Here is a 17,553-nt window from a genome sequence, read left to right as displayed (position 1 = left end):
GAGCGCTGCCGTTCCGGCCCACCCATGGCCGGAGCGGCTGCATGGTTCCCGACCGGGGAACCAGGCCGACCTGAAGATCAGGAGGATCCCGGCATGTCCGAGGGAGACTGTACGGGGGTCGCCCCGATGGTCACCGAGGCCGAGGTGGAGGCGCTGGTCCACGGCATCTGTTTCAAGACCGGCCCGCCTCGTTCCATCGGTGTCGAACTGGAGTGGCTCGTCCACGACGTCCATGGCTTCGACAATGCCGGTGGCTACACGCCACGGCAGCCTGTATCACCCGCCCGCCTCGAAGCGGCCTACGCCGTACTGCGGGCCCTGCCCCTGCACTCCCCACTCACGGTCGAACCCGGCGGTCAGCTGGAGCTCAGCTCGCTGCCCGCCGCGTCCCTGATGGAGTGCGTCACCGCCGTGTCGGCCGATCTGTCGGCGGTGCGGACGGCACTCGGCCCCCTCGGTCTGGCCCTCACCGGGCTCGGCACCGACCCGTGGTGCCCGCCGTCCCGGCTGCTGCACGAGCCCCGCTACGACGCGATGGAGAAGTATCTCGACCGTGCGGGGACTGCGGGCCGCCACATGATGTGCTCCTCGGCATCCGTGCAGGTCTGCCTGGACGCCGGGTACGAGGAGCCGGGCCCGCTCGGCCACGGCCGACGCTGGCGGCTGGCGCATCTGCTGGGGCCCGTGCTGGTAGCCGCGTTCGCCAACTCGCCGCTGAGCGAGGGACGTCTGACCGGGTGGCGGTCGACCCGGCAGGTACTGTGGGCCGACATCGAACCCGGGCGGTCGGCGGCCCCGCCGCTGGACGGGGATCCGCGGACCGCGTGGACCAGACATGTGCTGGACGCGCCCGTGATGTGCATTCGGGCGGACGACGGGCCGTGGACCGTGCCGAAGGGCCTGAGCCTGCGGGCGTGGACGCGCTCGGGCAAGCCGCGCCCGCCGACCCGCGAGGACGTCGACTACCACCTGACGACGCTGTTCCCGCCGGTACGGCCGCGCGGTCATCTGGAACTGCGCATGATCGACGCCCAGCCCGGCGACGACGGCTGGATCGTTCCGCTCGCCGTGACGACCGCGCTGTTCGACGATCCCGAGGCGGCCGAGACCGCGTACCGCACCGTCAAACCACTGGCCGAACGGGCGGGCCCAGGGCCCGCGCCGCGCAACGAGCTGTGGCTGAGCGCCGCGCGGCAGGCCCTCCACGACCCAGAGCTGCACGAGGCCGCCGTCACCTGCTTCGCCGCCGCCCAGGAGGCGCTGCCCCGCCTCGGTGCCGACGAGGCCGTACGGGACGCCGTGGCCGCCTTCACCGACCGCTACGTCGCCCGGGGCCGCTGCCCCGCCGACGATCTGCTCGACCTGCCCGACCTGCCCGACCTGCTCGACCGCTGTCACGTGCACGGGAAGGACGCCCGCCCATGACCGAGACCGTCGCAACCCACGACCAGGATCCCGAGGCGCTGCGGAAGCGCGCCGTCTCCGCGCTGCTCACCGCACGCGAGCGCACCACGCTGCTCACCGGGTGCGTCGAGGACCCCGATCTGACCGCGCAGCACTCACCGCTGATGTCCCCGCTGGTGTGGGATCTCGCCCATATCGGCAACCAGGAGGAGCAGTGGCTGCTGCGGGCCGTCGCCGGGCAGGAGGCGATGCGGCCCGAGATCGACCCGCTGTACGACGCGTTCGAGCACTCGCGCGCGGAGCGGCCCTCGCTGCCGCTGCTGCCGCCCGCCGAGGCCCGTCGCTATGCGGCGGATGTGCGCGGCCGGGCGCTGGACGTCCTCGAGCGCACGCCCTTCGAGGGTTCCGCACTGACCGATGCGGGCTTCGCGTTCGGGATGATCGCGCAGCACGAGCAGCAGCACGACGAGACGATGCTGATCACGCATCAGCTGCGCAAGGGGCCAGCCGTGCTGTCGGCGCCCGACCCGGAGCCCCTGTCATCGCCGTACACCGGTCCGGCTGAAGTCCTCGTCCCCGGTGGCCCGTTCACCATGGGCACCTCTACCGAGCCGTGGGCGCTGGACAACGAGCGTCCCGGTCATGTCCGGCTCGTCCCGCCGTTCTTCATCGACACGACTCCCGTGACGAACGCCGCGTACCAGGCCTTCATCGAGGACGGCGGCTACGACGACCCCCGCTGGTGGACGCCCGAGGGATGGGCGCACATCCGCACTCACGGGATCAACGCTCCCCTGTTCTGGCGGCGCGAGGGCGGGCAGTGGCTGCGGCGGCGCTTCGGGGTGACGGAGGCCGTACATCCGGACGAGCCCGTGCTGCACGTCGGCTGGTACGAGGCCGACGCGTACGCGCGATGGTCGGGGCGGCGGCTGCCCACCGAGGCCGAGTGGGAGAAGGCCGCCCGTCACGACCCCGTGTCCGGACGTTCCATGCGCTACCCGTGGGGCGACGCCGATCCGACGCCGGACCGCGCCAACCTGGGCCAGCGCCATCTGCGTCCTGCCCCCGCGGGCAGCTACGCGCTCGGTGAGTCCCCGCTCGGCGTACGGCAGTTGATCGGCGATGTGTGGGAGTGGACAGCGAGCGACTTCCTGCCCTATCCGGGGTTCGCGGTGTTCCCGTACCGGGAGTACTCGGAGGTGTTCTTCGGGTCCGAGTACAAGGTGCTGCGCGGCGGTTCGTTCGCCGTCGACGCGGTGGCCTGCCGCGGCACGTTCCGCAACTGGGACTATCCAATCCGGCGGCAGATCTTCTCGGGCTTCCGCACCGCCCGGGACGTCACGCCCGCGGACGGGGTCGCGGACGACCTGGTGGGCGGCCGGGTGGACGACCGGGTGGACGGCCGGGTGGACGGCCGGGTGGACGGCCGGGTGGACGGCCGCGCGGAAGGCGCCGCGAACGGCCCGTCGGGAGGTGCCTGATGTGCCGGCATCTGGCCTACCTGGGGCCGCCCGTGCCGTTCGGCGACCTCGTTGTGGCGCCGCCGCACGGGCTGTACCGCCAGTCGTGGGCGCCACGCCGGCAGCGGTACGGCACCGTGAACGCCGACGGGTTCGGGATCGGCTGGTACGCGGAGGACGATCCGGTGCCCGCCCGGTACCGCCGGGCCGGGCCGGTCTGGGCCGACCTGTCGTTCGCGGACCTCGCGCGGGTCGTACGCACGGGGGCGCTGCTCGCGGCGGTACGGGACGCGACCGTGGCGAGCGCCGACGCGGAGGCCGCGGCAGCGCCGTTCGCCGCGGGCCCGTGGCTGTTCAGCCACAACGGCGCGGTGACCGGCTGGCCGCGCTCCCTCGCCGTACTCGCCGGGGAACTGCCGCCCGCCGAACTGCTCGCGCTGGAGGCCCGCAACGACTCCGCGCTGGTGTGGGCACTGGTCCTGCACCGGCTGCGGAACGGTGACGAGGCGGGCCAGGCGCTGGCCGAGACGGTCCTCGAGGTGGCGGCCGCCGCGCCCGGCTCGCGCCTCAACCTCCTGCTGACCAACGGCGAGGCGATCGCCGCGACCGCCTGGGGCGACACGCTCTGGTATCTCGCCGCGGGCGGGCGCACCCTCGTGGCCTCCGAGCCGTACGACGACGACCCGTACTGGCGCGAGGTGCCCGACCGGACGCTGCTCGTCGCGAGCCGCACCGACGTCCTGCTGACGCCGCTGAAGGAGCCGCAGGAGCCGGAGTACCCGCAAGAGCATCACCAAGTACCCCCAGGGACCGATCTTCACGAACCCCCGAAGACCGAGGAGCCGACCGCGTGAGCCCGTTCCAACTCACCCGCACCCTGCCCGAGGACGCCACGGACGCGGCCCTGCGCGCCGACGTCCTGTACGGCCTCACCCGCACCCCGAAGACGCTGCCGCCCAAGTGGTTCTACGACGCGCGCGGCAGCGAACTGTTCGAGGAGATCACCGAGCTCCCGGAGTACTACCCGACGCGCGCCGAGCGCGAGATCCTGCTCACCCGGTCCGCGGAGATCGCCGAGGCCACCGCGGCCCGCACACTCGTCGAGCTCGGCTCCGGCTCGTCCGACAAGACGCGCCATCTGCTCGACGAGCTCCCGGACCTGCACACGTACGTACCGGTGGACGTCAGCGAGAGCGCTCTCAAGCAGGCCGGGCAGGCGCTCCTCGCCGAGCGGCCGGAGCTGAACGTCCATGCCATGATCGCCGACTTCACGCGCGGCCTCACGCTGCCGGACACGCCCGGACCGCGGCTCGTCGCGTTCCTCGGCGGCACCATCGGCAATCTGCTGCCCGCCGAACGCGCCGAGTTCCTCGCCTCCGTACGCTCGCTGCTGGCGCCCGGCGACGCACTGCTGCTGGGCACGGACCTGGTCAAGGACGAGTCCGTTCTCGTGGCTGCGTACGACGACGCGGCCGGGGTGACGGCGGCGTTCAACAAGAACGTCCTGGCCGTCGTCAACCGGGAACTGGGCGCCGACTTCGACCCGGCCGCCTTCGCTCACGTCGCCCTGTGGGACCGCGACAAGGAGTGGATCGAGATGCGCCTGCGCGCTCTGCAACCGCTCTCCGTGAAGGTCCCCGCGCTGGATCTGGCGGTCGACTTCGAGCAGGACGAGGAGCTGCGCACGGAGATCTCGGCGAAGTTCCGCAAGGACGGCGTCCGTGCGGAACTGGCCGCCGCACGGCTGGAGCTGACCCACTGGTGGACGGATACGGCGGGACGGTTCGCGTTGTCGCTGAGTATGGCGCGGTAAGCGTCCCGAAGTCTGGCGCGGTGAGAGTCCCGGAGTCTGGTGCGGTGAGAGTCCCGGCCGGCGATGGATGTGCCGCGGCCAAGGCCGCCGAACCGGTCCCGCTACAGGGGAGACGCACGTCACATTCCTCCGTGTCACATCTCGCCGAGTTGTTCCGTCGGACGTGTGTAACCACCAGCCACGGCAGAGGAGCTCATCATGGATGCTCGCTTGAACCTCTTCGGCAACCCGGACACAGCCAAGGTCCTGAAGCACATCAACTCGGCGGGCAAGGTCGTGTCGGACTCGGCGCTGCCGGCCGCGACGCAGGAACTGGTGAAGATCCGCGCCAGCCAGATCAACGGCTGCGGTTTCTGCACCGACATGCACACCAAGGACGCCACGCACGCCGGGGAGACCGCGCAGCGCCTCCACCTGGTGGCGGCCTGGCGGGAGGCCACGGTGTTCACGGACGCCGAGCGCGCCGCCCTGGAGCTGGCGGAGCAGGGGACCCGCATCGCCGACGCGGCCGGCGGTGTCACCGACGGGGCATGGGCGAATGCCGCCAAGCACTACGACGAGGGCCAGCTCGCCGCCCTGGTGTTCCTCATCGCCCTCATCAACGCCTACAACCGCGTGAACGTCATCGTCCAGCAGCCCGCCGGCGACTACCAGCCCGGCCAGTTCGGATAACGAGGAGTGCCTGGCCGGGACCGCCGGTGCCGTCTCGCGCCAGCAGCAGCACACGCCCCGGGCCCCTCGCGGGGACCCGGGGCATTGTTCTGGCACGCCGGGCGGTCCGAGTTCTGGTACGCCGGGCGGTCCGACTGATCCAAACGAGTGGGCCCAGCTGTGTGCACCGCCCCTTGGGCGACTTCCGCGGCGGAGCGCCGGCCCTCGTTGGCCGTTACGCGACCTGGCTCGCGTGCCCGCCTCGCGCGCCGGAGCCCGGTGGGGCACGGTGGAGTGAACCGGCCCGGGAGCCGGCCGAGAGGAGCAAGCCCATGACGAACCACACCTATCGGGTCACCGAGATCGTCGGCACCTCCCCGGAGGGTGTCAACCAGGCCATCCGCAACGGCATCGCCCGGGCCAACGAGACGCTGCGCCACCTCGACTGGTTCGAGGTGACCCAGGTCCGCGGCCAGATCGAGAACGGCGAGATCCAGCACTACCAGGTGGGCCTCAAGGTGGGGTTCCGCCTGGAGGACGGCGAGTGACGACTGCGCAACACGACCCCACGGGTCAGGTACGTCCCTCGCGTTCCTGCGCGTCCTTCAGGTCCTCGGACGGGGTGGCCCAGCGTGCCTGTACGACGGTGAAGCCGGCTCGCCGGGCCTCCTCGCAGACCAGTTCGTCGTCGTCCACGAGCACGCGGACCTCCCGGTCACGGGAGATCCTCCGGAGGATCGCCAGCTTGGTGAAGCGGGCGGGGCGGCGGTCGTCGTTGCGGCGCATCCAGATCCGGCCCTCGGGCAGTCCCTGCGCGGCGAGCCAGTCCGCCGTGTCCCGGCGGCACCGTTCCGGGCGGCCGGTCAGATAGACGATCTCGCACTCCTCGGCGCTCTTCAGCGCCAGCTCCACGCCCTCGGCCAGCGGCGGGTCCTGCGGGGCCGCCGCGAAGAAGGCGTCCCAGTCCCGCGGCCTGCGCTCCAGGAACCGCTGCCGGTGCGCGGTGTCCGCGAGGGTGTTGTCCAGGTCGAACACGGCGAGTGGCCTTTTGCTGTCCCTGCTGTTGCCCCTGCTGCTGTCCCTGCTGTTGCCCCTGCTGCTGCCCCTGCTGTTGTCCGTCACGGGGCCAGCGTAGGGACTGCGTCACGCGAACACCGGCAGGGCCCCGGCTGCGGGAATCCTGGCGCGACCTCGGCGTTGAACAGATGCGTGAGCTCAGTGATCGGATCGACCCGGTTCTCCGTCCTGGACCGTTCACGCATCCGCGAGGGGCACGGCGGCCACGCGGCGCTGCGTGACACGGTCGGTTTCGCCCAGCAGGCGGAGGAGCTCGGCTATCACCGCTTCTGGGTCGCGGAACACCACGGGGTTCCCGGCGTCGCGGGCTCCGCGCCCACGGTTCTGGCGGCCGCCGTCGCCGCGGCCACCCGTCGCATCCGGGTCGGCACCGGCGGCGTCATGTTGCCGAACCACCAACCGCTCGTGGTCGCCGAGCAGTTCGGGGTGCTGGAGTCCCTGTTCCCCGGGCGGATCGACATGGGACTCGGACGCTCGGTCGGCTTCACGGACGGTGTGCGCAGGGCACTGGGACGGGACAAGGACGATGCCGGCGACTTCGCGGCGCACCTCGCCGAGCTGCTTGCCTGGTTCCGCGGCACCTCGCCGACCGGGGTGCACGCCCGCCCCGCGGAGGGCCTCACGGTACCGGCGTATGTGCTGGCGACCGGCGAGGGCGCAACGATCGCCGCCGGCCGGACTGCCGCTCGTCATCGGCGACATCAAGGGACGCGAGCGGCTGCTCGCCGCGATCGACCGCTACCGGGACGCGTTCAGGCCCTCGCCGTGGGCACAGGAGCCGTACGTGGTCGTCGCGGGCACGATCGCCGTCGCCGGCACACCGGAGGCGGCCCGCCGGCTGCTGATGCCCGAGGCCTGGGCCATGGCGTACTCGCGCACGCACGGCACGTTCCCACCGCTCGCCCCGGCCGAGCGCATCGAGAAGCTGACGATGACGGCGAAGGAGCGGACGTACTACGAGGCCGGACTGACCGGTCACATCCACGGCACCGAGGAGCAGGTCGCCGAGGAGCTGGAGGCGCTGATCAAGGAGAGCGGGGCGCAGGAGGTGCTGGTCACGACGAGCACGTACGACCGGGAGGGGCTGCTGGACTCCTTCCGGAGGCTGGCCGGGGTCGCGGGGCTGACCCCGCACAGGTGATGCCCGCATGGATGCCCCGGGCGTCTGGGGTTGACCCGCGGCGTCACCGTGCCCCGCCCGCGCGATGCCTGCGTAGGCGAGGCGGTATGGTCCCCCACCCCACCCCTTCCCGTAACCAGGGGCGCTGCCCCTGGACCCTGCTTGGGGCTTCGCCCCCAGACCCCCATCGCCCAGGCCCTGTCGTCAAGCGCCGGACAGGCTGATTCGGGTCCTCGGCGACATGCGAGCCGGTGCCCGCAGCGCACGAGACGGACTCGCGGCGAACGCCTTCTCCCGTCGCCGACTCCGCCGCGAGGGCGAGGCCTCGGCGGTCCGGGTGGGTGCCCGGCTCGAGGGGCCGGAGTACGTCCACCTCGGCGACGAGGCCGCGTGCCGAGGCGACGCGCCACAGGGAGGCGCCGAGCGTGTCGTCCCCGACGAAGGCGGGCGCCGTGCTCGTGGTCTCGTCGTGCTGGCGGTAGCGGATGCGGACCGGTTGGACGGGCACGCCCGCGTCCAGGGCGGCCTGGAAGACGGCGCGCCGGAAGCTGCCCCGGGCGCGGCCGCACCAGGTACTGCCCTCGGGGAAGGCGACGACCGCGGCGCCTTCGCGCAGGACGGCGGCGATACGGGCGACCGTCTCCGGCAGCGCGCGCAGCCGGTCGCGTTCGATGAAGAGGGTGCCGCCGCGGGCGACCATCGCCCCCGCCACGGGCCAGTCCCGGATCTCGGACTTGGCCAGCATCCGGGCGGGCCGGACGGCGGCGAGCAGGGGGATGTCGAGCCAGGAGATGTGGTTCGCCACCAGCAGTACGCCACCCTTGGGCGCCTCGCCTCCCGTGGTGCGCACGCGCACCCCCGCGGCACGGACGACCATCCGGCACCACCACCGCACGAGCCGGTCGCGCCGCGCGGGCGACAGCCGTGCGGCCAGCGGGGTCAGGGCGAACCCGGTGACCGTGACGACCGCGACCGCGACGAGGCGGAGGACGGCGCGCGATGGGGGTACCACCCATGCCCACAAGGCCATGGGGGAGGCCGCCGCGGATCTCGCGGAGTCCACGCACGCCGCCGGGGTGCAGGGCGCGGTGGGCAGCCAGGCGCTCATCATGCCCGTGCTCCGGACGCTCGTCGGGCCGGTGCTCGGGGCGTTCACCAGGCCGGCGCGAGGGAGAGGAAGTGCCGCAGGTAGCGCGGGTTGACGCGGCTCATCGACAGCAGCACGTAGAGGTCGGCCACGCCGAAGTCCGGGTCGTGGGCGGGCTCGCCGCACACCCAGGCGCCGAGCCGGAGGTAGCCGCGCAGGAGCGGCGGCAGGTCGGCGTTCGCGGGCCGCGCCGCGCCCTGGCCCTCGGTCTTGGGGATCCAGGGCAGCAGCGGCCGCACCCGGTACTCCTCGGGCGCGAGGTGCTTGGCCTGGACGCGGTCCCAGGTGGCCGCGGCCAGCGCGCCGCCGTCGGCGAGCGGTACGGAGCAGCAGCCGGCCAGCCACTCGTGCCCGCCCTTGACCATGTAGCGGGCTATGCCGGCCCAGATGAGGCCGATGACGGTGCCGTCACGGTGGTCGGGGTGGACGCAGGAGCGGCCGACCTCGACGAGCCCTGAGCGGATCCCGGCGAGCGGTCCGAGGTCGAACTCGCTCTCGGAGTAGAGCCGTCCGGCGATCGCGGCTCGGTCGGGCGGCAGCAGGCGGTACGTGCCGACGAACTGCCCCGTGACGTTGTCGCGCACCAGGAGGTGGTCGCAGTACGCGTCGAAGGAGTCGATGTCGAGGCCCGGCTCGGGAGTCGCGAGCAGGGCGCCCATCTCCGTGGCGAAGACGTCGTGCCGCAGCCGCTGCGCGGCCCGTACCTCCGTCTCGTCGCGGGCGAGCGTGACGGTGTAGCGAGTCTCGGCCGCGGGGGGAGCGGGGGTGTCGAGGGTGGAAACGCCGGTCATGGCTCTCTCCTGGTCAGTGACCTGTGCAGCAGGGCAGACGGTGCGGCGGCTCACCGGTGTGTGCCGTGCGGCTGACGCCGTCGGCCCGCGCCGGTGTGCGCGTACCTGTTGTGCCCGCGTCTGCTGGCGCAGACATGACCTGCGGCAGGAGAGAGAGTGTGCGGTTGTTGAATGACTGGCGGGCGGCCCGCCCGACCTGACGGGACCGGGGCACCCGCCGAAGCGTGGCTGGGGCGGCCCGCCAAGGCTTGGCGGTACTGGGCCGGCCCGCCAAAGCCCGGTGGGACCATGGCAGCCCGCGAAAGCGTGGTGGGACCGGGGCTGAGCACCGTGCCCCGGTCCCACCCGTCCACCCCTTGGTGGGCGAACGTCTTATGGTTGAGCGGCCTTGGCGAAGTCCGGCGGTACCGCGCCCCGTAAGGGGCGCGGGGCTGTGACATTGTGCGGCTCCGCCGCGATGGGGGTCCCCCCTGTTCTGGGGGTACCTCCCAGGCCCTTAAGGCACTGGGGGAGAAGCCGAGAACTTGGGGGAGCGACCAGCCCCCCCACCGGCCCGCAGGTTCGTCACCGTGCTTCCAGCGAAGCGCTCAGCGCTTGCCCGCCTTGCGGGTCGCGCGCAGCCACTCCTTGTTCATGTTCGTGATGGACATCAGTGGGATGCCCTTCGGGCAGGCGGTGGCGCACTCCCCGGTGAGGGTGCAGCCGCCGAAGCCCTCGTCGTCCATCTGGGCCACCATGTCCAGGACGCGGGACTCGCGCTCGGGCGCGCCCTGCGGCAGGACGTTGAGGTGGTTGATCTTGGCCGAGGTGAAGAGCATTGCCGCGCCGTTGGGGCAGGCCGCGACGCACGCGCCGCAGCCGATGCACTCGGCGTGCTCGAACGCGAAGTCGGCGTCCGGCTTGGGCACGGGCGTGGCGTGTGCCTCGGGCGCGGTACCGGTCGGCGCGGTGATGTAGCCGCCGGCCTGGATGATCCGGTCGAACGCCGACCGGTCCACCACCAGGTCCTTGACGACCGGGAAGGCCGAGGCGCGCCACGGCTCGATGTCGATCGTGTCGCCGTCCTTGAAGGACCGCATGTGGAGCTGGCAAGTCGTGGTGCGCTCCGGGCCGTGCGCGTCGCCGTTGATGACGAGCGAGCATGCGCCGCAGATGCCCTCACGGCAGTCGTGGTCGAAGGCGACGGGGTCCTCGCCCTTGAGGATGAGCTCCTCGTTGAGGGTGTCGAGCATCTCCAGGAAGGACATGTCGGAGGAGATTCCGTCCACCTCGTACGTGGACATGGCGCCGTCGGCGTCGGCGTTCTTCTGCCGCCAGACGCGCAGGGTGAGCTTCATGCGTAGCTCCGCTGAGTGGGGTGGACGTACTCGAAGACCAGGTCTTCCTTGTGCAGGACGGGCGCCTCGCCGGTGCCGGTGAACTCCCAGGCGGCCGCGTAGGAGAACTCGTCGTCCTTGCGGGCGGCCTCGCCGTCGGGGGTCTGGGACTCCTCGCGGAAGTGGCCGCCGCAGGACTCGGCGCGGTGCAGCGCGTCGAGGCACATGAGCTCGGCGAGCTCCAGGTAGTCGATGACGCGGTTGGCCTTCTCCAGCGACTGGTTGAACTCCTCGCCGGTACCGGGCACCTTGATGCGGCGCCAGAACTCCTCACGGATCTCGGGGATCCGCTCGAGCGCCTTGTGCAGCCCCTCCTCGGTACGGGCCATGCCGCAGAACTCCCACATGAGCTCGCCGATCTCGCGGTGGAAGGAGTCGGGCGTGCGGTCGCCGTCGACGGCGAGCAGCCTGGCGAGCCGGTCCTGTGTCTCGCGTACGGCTTCGGCGACCGCGGGATGGTCCTCGGAGACCTCGTCGTGGTGCGGGCTGCGGGCGAGGTAGTCGTTGATGGTGGACGGCAGTACGAAGTAGCCGTCGGCCAGGCCCTGCATCAGCGCGGACGCACCGAGGCGGTTGGCGCCGTGGTCGGAGAAGTTGGCCTCACCGATCGCGAACAGGCCGGGGATCGTGGTCCCCAGGTCGTAGTCGACCCACAGGCCGCCCATCGTGTAGTGCACGGCGGGGTAGATCCGCATCGGCACCTCGTACGGATCCTCGTCGGTGATCCGCTGGTACATGTCGAAGAGGTTGCCGTACTTCGCCTCGACGGCCTTGCGGCCCATGCGCTCGATGGCCTCGGCGAAGTCGAGGTACACGCCCTGGCCGCCGGGACCGACGCCGCGGCCCTCGTCGCACACGTTCTTCGCGGCGCGCGAGGCGATGTCTCGCGGGACGAGGTTGCCGAAGGACGGGTAGATGCGCTCCAGGTAGTAGTCGCGCTCGTCCTCGGGGATCTGGTTCGGCGGCCGGTCGTCGCCCTTGGCCTTCGGCACCCAGATGCGGCCGTCGTTGCGCAGCGACTCGCTCATCAGCGTCAGCTTGGACTGGTGGTCGCCGGTGCGCGGGATGCAGGTGGGGTGGATCTGCGTGAAGCAGGGGTTCGCGAAGTACGCGCCCTTGCGGTGCGCCCGCCAGATCGCGGTCGCGTTGGAGTTCATCGCGTTCGTCGACAGGTAGAAGACGTTGCCGTAGCCACCCGACGCGAGCACCACGGCGTCCGCGAAGTAGGTGTCGATCTTCCCGGTGACCAGGTCGCGGGCGACGATGCCGCGCGCCCGACCGTCGACGACGATCAGGTCGAGCATCTCGGTGCGCGGGTGCAGCTCGATGTTGCCTGCCGCGACCTGCCGCGACAGCGCCTGGTAGGCACCGAGCAGCAGCTGCTGGCCCGTCTGGCCGCGGGCGTAGAAGGTACGGGAGACCTGCACGCCGCCGAAGGATCGGTTGTCGAGCAGACCGCCGTACTCGCGGGCGAACGGCACACCCTGGGCGACGCACTGGTCGATGATCTCGACGGAGATCTGCGCGAGCCGGTGGACGTTGGACTCGCGGGCACGGAAGTCGCCGCCCTTGACCGTGTCGTAGAAGAGGCGGTGGATGGAGTCGCCGTCGTTGCGGTAGTTCTTCGCCGCGTTGATGCCGCCCTGCGCGGCGACCGAGTGGGCGCGGCGCGGGGAGTCCTGGAAGCAGAACTGCACGACGTGGTAGCCCTGTTCGGCGAGCGTGGCGCCCGCCGAGCCGCCCGCGAGGCCGGTGCCGACGACGATGATCGTGTGCTTGCGCCGGTTGGCCGGGTTGACGAGCTTGGCCTCGAAGCGGCGGATGTCCCAGCGCTCGTTGACGGGGCCCTTGGGCGCCTTGGTGTCGACGACCGGCTCCCCGGTCTCGTATTCACTGTAGGAACTCATGTCAGCTCACCAATCCGGTCATGACGCCGACGGGTACGGAGATGAAGCCCACCGTCAGCACCAGCGCGAGGACGTTGGCGATGGTCTTGAGGATGCGGTCGCGGGTCCGGCTGCCGACGCCGAGCGTCTGCGCGGCGCTCCAGAAGCCGTGCCGGGTGTGCAGGCCGAGCGCGAGCATCGCGACGATGTAGATGACGTTGCCGTACCAGGTGGAGAAGGTGTCCACGACGTTCTGGTACGGGCGTCCGGACTCGAAGCCCGGATGCACGGTGCCCGTCGTCAGGTCGAGGATGTGCCAGACGATGAACAGGCCGAGGATGATGCCGCCCCAGCGCATGGTGCGCGTCGCATAGCTCGCGCGCGGCCGCTTGTGGACGTACTTGCTCGGGCGCGCCTTGATGTCGCGGCGGCTCAGCTGGTACGCGGACGTGGCGTGGGCGACGACGGCGGCGAGCAGCACGACGCGGATGATCCACAGCGCCCACTCGTAGTGCAGGAACGGCTCGCCGATGGTGCGGAGCCAGTGCGCGTAGTGGTTGAACTCGCCCGACCCAAAGAAGATCTTGAGGTTGCCCAGCATGTGGACGACCAGGTAGAGCAGCATGATCAGGCCGCTCACGGCCATCACTGTCTTCTTGCCGACGGACGAGTCCCAGATGGTGCGCGTCATGGACGGCCGTCGGTCCGTCCGCGTTGCCAGAGCCATGAGTCAGCACGCTAGGGCCGAAGGGCCCGATCGGTCCAAGACATGGTGCGGCTCATTTCCATAGGCAGTGCCTATGCAGGCGTATCGTGGACGGTATGCAGTTCCAGCAGCTCCAGTACTTCGTCGCGGTGGCGGAGACCCGGCACTTCACCCGGGCCGCCGAGCTCGTGCATGTCGCACAGCCGTCGCTGTCCCAGCAGATCAGGGCGCTGGAGCGGGAGTTGGGGGCGGATCTGTTCCTGCGGGCGCGGGGCAACATCTCGCTCACCGACGCCGGCGAGGCGCTGCTGCCGCTCGCGCGCCGGATCCTCGCGGACGCGGACACCGCACGGCAGGAGGTCCAGGAGCTGGCCCAGCTGCGGCGCGGCCGACTGCGGCTGGGAGCGACGCCCAGCCTGTGCACGGGCATGCTGCCGGACGTGCTGCGCGAGTTCCACGACCGGTATCCCGGGATCCGGCTGATGATCGAGGAGAGCGGTTCCCACGACCTCGTACGGGAGCTCGCGCGCGGCGCGCTCGACCTGGCCCTGATCGTGCTGCCGCTGCCCACGCCGTCGCCGGCGCTGACGACGGTTGAGGTGCTGCGCGAGGATCTCGTCGTGGTGTCGTCACCGGACGCGGCCGCGCCCGGGCGGGGAGGGCGGGTCCGGATCGCCGATCTCGAGGGTGAGCGGCTCGTCATGTTCCGGCACGGCTACGACCTGCGGGAGCTGACGGTCGCTGCCTGCCGGGCCGAGGGGTTCGAGCCGGACTTCGCCGTGGAGGGCGGCGAGATGGACGCGGTGCTCGGGTTCGTTCGGGCGGGGCTGGGGGTCGCGGTCGTGCCGCACATGGTCGCCGAGCGGTCCGGGCGGGGGCTTCGGGTGACACCGCTGGCCCGGCCGGGGCTGCATCGGACGATCGCGCTGGCGCATCGCAGCGATGTGGCTCCGCCTCGGGCTGCTCGGGAGCTGCAGCGGATGCTTTTGCTGTGACCGCATGGCCCGCCACCCAGCTGTGGGCAGGCGTTCCGCAGGGCGATGGGGGTTCCCCTGCTCTGGGGTACCTCCCAGGCCCTTAAGGCACTGGGGAGAAGCCGAGAGCTTGGGGGAGGGTGGGCACAGCCCACCCATTACGGTGCCCCGGCGTACGAGGCTCAGCTCGCCGCGTCCACCAGTGCCAGCTCATGCAGGCGGTCCGGCGGACCCGGCCGGGCGTAGTACCAGCCCTGCGCCGTGTCGCAGCCCAGTATCCGCAGCTGTTCCGCCTGGGCGCCCGTCTCGACGCCCTCGACAGTGACGGTGAGGTTCAGGCTGTGGGCGAGTGCGACGATGCCTTCGACGATCTTCAGGTCGACAGGGTCTGCAGGGAACCGCTGCATGCTCTGGGTGAAGGACCGGTCGAGTTTCAGAACGCTCACGGGCAGGCGGCGCAGATTGGCCAGGTTCGAGTAGCCCGTGCCGAAGTCGTCGAGCGCGATGTCGACGCCCATCTCGGCGAGCCGCCGCAGCGGCTTGAGCAGATCGTCGTCGGCGCCGATCAGCGCGGACTCGGTCACCTCCAGGCAGAGGGCGTTCGCTGCGAGTCCGGCGGCCTGCAGTATGGCGACGGTGTCGGACACCAGTCCCGGGTGGGTGAGCTGGCACGGCGAGAGGTTCACGTTGATCCGCAGCGGTCCCGCGTCGTCGTGCCGCTCCTGCCAGCGGCGGGCCTGCTTCACGGACTGCTCCAGCACCCAGCGGCCCAGGGGCACGATGAGGCCCGTGTGCTCGGCGAGCGGGATGAACCGGTCCGGGCCGAGCACACCGTGCTGCGGATGCAGCCAGCGCACCAGCGCCTCCGCGCCGCGCACACTGCCGTCGCCGAGGTGCACGAGCGGCTGGTACTCGATGAAGAACTCGCCCCGGTCCAGGGCCGAGGGCAGCGCGGTCGTGAGCCCGTGCCGGGTGATGGCCAGCGCCTCGGCCTCCGCGTCGGCCGTCTCGTAGCGGTTGCCGCCCGCGGCCTTGGCCCGGTACATCGTGATGTCGGCGCTGCGCAGCACCTCCGCGGAGCCGCGCTCGCCCGCGGGCCCCTCGACGACGCCCATGCTGCCGCGCACCGTGAGCTCACGGCCGTCGACGCGGATCGGGGCGGCCAGGGCGTTCATGATGCGTGCGGCGAGCTCCTCCACCTCGGCCTGGGTGTCCGGTCCCGTGGTGAGCGCCACGAACTCGTCGCCGCCGAGCCGTGCGACCATCTCGCCCGGCGCGGTGGCGCAGGACCCCAGCCGGTCGGCGACCTCGACGAGAAGCCGGTCGCCGGCCGCGTGTCCGAGGCTGTCGTTGATGGTCTTGAAGCCGTCCAGGTCGAGGTAGCAGAGCCCGAAGCGCTGCCCTTCGCCCGCGGACAGCGCCTTCTCCAGGCGTTCGAAGAACAGGGTGCGGTTGGGCAGGCCGGTCAGCGCGTCGTGCGTGGCCTCGTAGCGCAGCCTCAGATTGAGCAGCCGGCGCTCGGTGGTGTCCTCCATGAGCGCGAGCTGGTACTCGGGCCTGCCCTCGGCGTCGCGCAGCAGCGAGACCGTCAGGTTGGTCCACAGGACGGTGCCGTCGGGACGGCTGAAGGGCTTTTCCACGCGGTAGTGGTCACGCTCGCCGCGCACCAGTTCGTCGTAGAGGCGCCATACCTGCGGGGCGTCTTCGGGATGGTGCCAGTCCATGACGTTGTAGCCGCGCATCGTCTGCCCGGAGATGCCGAACATGCGGATCAGCGCATCGTTGACCTCCAGGATCGAGCCGTCGAGGTCGGCGATCCCGACTCCTATGGCGGCTTCCTGGAACACCGCGCGGAAGCGTGCCTCGCTGTTGTGCAGCGCCGCCGCGACGGCGGCGCGGGCATCGAGGGCGGCCCGGTAGATGGCCTCCTGCTCGGTGAGGGTGCGCTCGCGCAGCGCCTGGGCGAAGCCGGCTGCGGCGGCATGCTGCAGCCGTGCCGAGCGCACCCGCTGCTCCTCCTGGGCGCCTTCCGTGCCGCAGTACAGCACGAGATAGGCGTCCACGACGTCGAGCGTGCGGCTCAGCGCCTCGGGTTCCGTGCAGTGCGTGTCGACGAGTCCCGCGCCCACGGCCTTTCCGGCCGCCGCGTCGAAGGTGCGCGCCCGCAGTGCGTCGCGCAGCCGGCGGGCGAGCGGCAGCAGCTGCTGCTCGAACTCCGGCCGGGTCAGCGACGTCGCCGTCACCGGGAAGATCGCCCGGCTCCAGATCGTCGCGAACCGGCGCAGTCTGTCCTCCGGTCCGTCGGGCGTCCCGGTCACGCGATACGCCCCACGCCGGCGAACCCTGAGAAGGCGTAAGGATCCTCGTCCTCGGGCGAGGTGTCGGGCCGCCAGAGAGGCATGTCCACGAGCCCCGGTTTCACCATGTCGAATCCCTCGAAGAACCGCGCAATCTCGTCACGCGAGCGCATGATCAGCGGATTGCGGATGTCCTTGTAGACGCCGACGGCACCGCCCGCCTGCTCGGGCCGGAGCGGAATGCCTTCGTACGAGGCGTGCGTGGCGACGAGGAGGCTGCCGGGTGCGAGGGCGTCCCGCAGTTCGGCGACCGCACGGTACGGCTCGTCGGCGTCCTCCAGGAAATGCAGCACCGCCACGAGCAGCAGCGCCACCGGGCGTTCCAGGTCGAGGAGCCGCTCCACCTCGGAACTGCCCAGGATGTCCCGGGGCTTGCGCAGATCGGCGGCGACGATGCCCGCGTTCTCGTTGCCCTCGAGGACGGCCCGGCTGTGCGCGACGGCGACGGGGTCGTGGTCGACGTACACGACGCGTGCGCCCGGGCAGGCGTTCTGGGCGACCTCGTGCACATTGCCGAAGGTGGGTATGCCGGAGCCTATGTCAAGGAACTGAGTGATGCCCTGCTCGACGGCGTACCGCACGGCCCGGCGCATGAAGGCACGATTCGCCTGCATGATCTTGGGGAGTCCCGGCATGAACTCCATCGCTTTGCGTGCCGCTTCCCGGTCGACCTCGAAGTTGTGCGAACCGCCCAGGTAGTAGTCGTAGATGCGGGACACACTCGGCACCGTGATGTCGATGCCCTGAGGGGCCCAGGCGGGACGCTCCATCCAAGTCTCCAAGGCGCTTGC

At 71.2% G+C, this 17,553-nt stretch carries 15 protein-coding genes and 1 pseudogene; 8 read left to right on the top strand and 8 right to left on the bottom strand.

Annotation, left to right across the window (positions count from 1 at the left end):
* Positions 1-93: 93 nt before the first annotated feature.
* The 6 genes from egtA to H1D24_RS14835 all read left to right on the top strand — a co-directional run bounded on the left by egtA (position 94) and on the right by H1D24_RS14835 (position 5,876).
* On the top strand, positions 94-1,425 hold the full coding sequence (gene egtA / locus H1D24_RS14860; protein ID WP_181657997.1) for an ergothioneine biosynthesis glutamate--cysteine ligase EgtA: 1,332 nt from the start codon (positions 94-96) through the stop codon (positions 1,423-1,425).
* Positions 1,422-2,885, top strand: a complete 1,464-nt coding sequence (egtB, locus tag H1D24_RS14855; protein ID WP_181657996.1) for an ergothioneine biosynthesis protein EgtB — start codon at positions 1,422-1,424, stop codon at positions 2,883-2,885. The genes egtA and egtB overlap by 4 nt, the downstream gene beginning before the upstream one ends.
* On the top strand, positions 2,885-3,718 hold the full coding sequence (gene egtC / locus H1D24_RS14850; protein WP_181657995.1) for an ergothioneine biosynthesis protein EgtC: 834 nt from the start codon (positions 2,885-2,887) through the stop codon (positions 3,716-3,718). Before egtB ends, egtC begins: the two co-directional genes overlap by 1 nt.
* Complete coding sequence (egtD, locus tag H1D24_RS14845) at positions 3,715-4,677, top strand: L-histidine N(alpha)-methyltransferase (RefSeq protein WP_181657994.1); 963 nt, start codon at positions 3,715-3,717, stop codon at positions 4,675-4,677. Before egtC ends, egtD begins: the two co-directional genes overlap by 4 nt.
* A gap of 198 nt (positions 4,678-4,875) precedes the next feature.
* On the top strand, positions 4,876-5,349 hold the full coding sequence (locus tag H1D24_RS14840; protein ID WP_181657993.1) for a carboxymuconolactone decarboxylase family protein: 474 nt from the start codon (positions 4,876-4,878) through the stop codon (positions 5,347-5,349).
* A gap of 311 nt (positions 5,350-5,660) precedes the next feature.
* Complete coding sequence (locus tag H1D24_RS14835; protein ID WP_181657992.1) at positions 5,661-5,876, top strand: dodecin; 216 nt, start codon at positions 5,661-5,663, stop codon at positions 5,874-5,876.
* A gap of 25 nt (positions 5,877-5,901) precedes the next feature.
* Here the strand turns inward: H1D24_RS14835 and H1D24_RS14830 are convergent, their stop codons facing one another.
* Positions 5,902-6,363, bottom strand: coding sequence for a phosphatase domain-containing protein (locus H1D24_RS14830; RefSeq protein WP_181658046.1), 462 nt, complete (start codon positions 6,361-6,363; stop codon positions 5,902-5,904).
* 174 nt (positions 6,364-6,537) lie between these two features.
* Here H1D24_RS14830 and H1D24_RS14825 point away from each other — a divergent pair.
* Positions 6,538-7,546: pseudogene (locus H1D24_RS14825) on the top strand (LLM class flavin-dependent oxidoreductase).
* A gap of 43 nt (positions 7,547-7,589) precedes the next feature.
* Here the strand turns inward: H1D24_RS14825 and H1D24_RS14820 are convergent.
* The 5 genes from H1D24_RS14820 to H1D24_RS14800 form a co-directional block, all read right to left on the bottom strand.
* Positions 7,590-8,636: a lysophospholipid acyltransferase family protein gene (locus tag H1D24_RS14820; protein WP_374064237.1), complete on the bottom strand. Its 1,047-nt coding sequence runs from the start codon at positions 8,634-8,636 to the stop codon at positions 7,590-7,592.
* A 41-nt stretch (positions 8,637-8,677) separates the two neighbouring features.
* Positions 8,678-9,463: a GNAT family N-acetyltransferase gene (locus H1D24_RS14815; protein WP_181657991.1), complete on the bottom strand. Its 786-nt coding sequence runs from the start codon at positions 9,461-9,463 to the stop codon at positions 8,678-8,680.
* Positions 9,464-10,050: 587 nt separating this feature from the next.
* Positions 10,051-10,800, bottom strand: coding sequence for a succinate dehydrogenase/fumarate reductase iron-sulfur subunit (locus tag H1D24_RS14810; protein WP_181657990.1), 750 nt, complete (start codon positions 10,798-10,800; stop codon positions 10,051-10,053).
* The gene (locus H1D24_RS14805) at positions 10,797-12,746 is read right to left on the bottom strand and encodes a fumarate reductase/succinate dehydrogenase flavoprotein subunit (RefSeq protein ID WP_181657989.1); all 1,950 of its coding nucleotides are present in this window, start codon (positions 12,744-12,746) and stop codon (positions 10,797-10,799) included. The genes H1D24_RS14810 and H1D24_RS14805 overlap by 4 nt, the downstream gene beginning before the upstream one ends.
* A 1-nt stretch (position 12,747) precedes the next feature.
* A complete protein-coding gene (locus H1D24_RS14800; RefSeq protein WP_181657988.1) occupies positions 12,748-13,452 on the bottom strand; it encodes a succinate dehydrogenase in 705 nt (234 codons plus the stop codon).
* Between the two features lie 95 nt (positions 13,453-13,547).
* Between H1D24_RS14800 and H1D24_RS14795 the strand changes: the two genes are divergently transcribed.
* Positions 13,548-14,426 carry a LysR family transcriptional regulator gene (locus tag H1D24_RS14795; protein WP_181657987.1) on the top strand — a complete coding sequence of 293 codons (879 nt, stop codon included), beginning with the start codon at positions 13,548-13,550 and terminating at the stop codon, positions 14,424-14,426.
* Positions 14,427-14,587: 161 nt separating this feature from the next.
* On the opposite strand, the gene H1D24_RS14790 is transcribed toward H1D24_RS14795, so the two are convergent.
* Together H1D24_RS14790 and H1D24_RS14785 are read right to left on the bottom strand one after the other, a co-directional pair.
* On the bottom strand, positions 14,588-16,723 hold the full coding sequence (locus H1D24_RS14790; protein WP_181657986.1) for a putative bifunctional diguanylate cyclase/phosphodiesterase: 2,136 nt from the start codon (positions 16,721-16,723) through the stop codon (positions 14,588-14,590).
* Positions 16,720-17,532: an SAM-dependent methyltransferase gene (locus tag H1D24_RS14785; protein ID WP_181657985.1), complete on the bottom strand. Its 813-nt coding sequence runs from the start codon at positions 17,530-17,532 to the stop codon at positions 16,720-16,722. Before H1D24_RS14785 ends, H1D24_RS14790 begins: the two co-directional genes overlap by 4 nt.
* Positions 17,533-17,553 lie beyond the last annotated feature (21 nt).

Source organism: Streptomyces himalayensis subsp. himalayensis, from assembly GCF_013778455.1.
GTDB classification, from domain to species: Bacteria; Actinomycetota; Actinomycetes; order Streptomycetales; family Streptomycetaceae; genus Streptomyces; species Streptomyces himalayensis.
The sequence above is the reverse complement of the archived record's forward strand: the minus strand, read 5'-3'. Positions and strand labels throughout refer to the sequence as shown.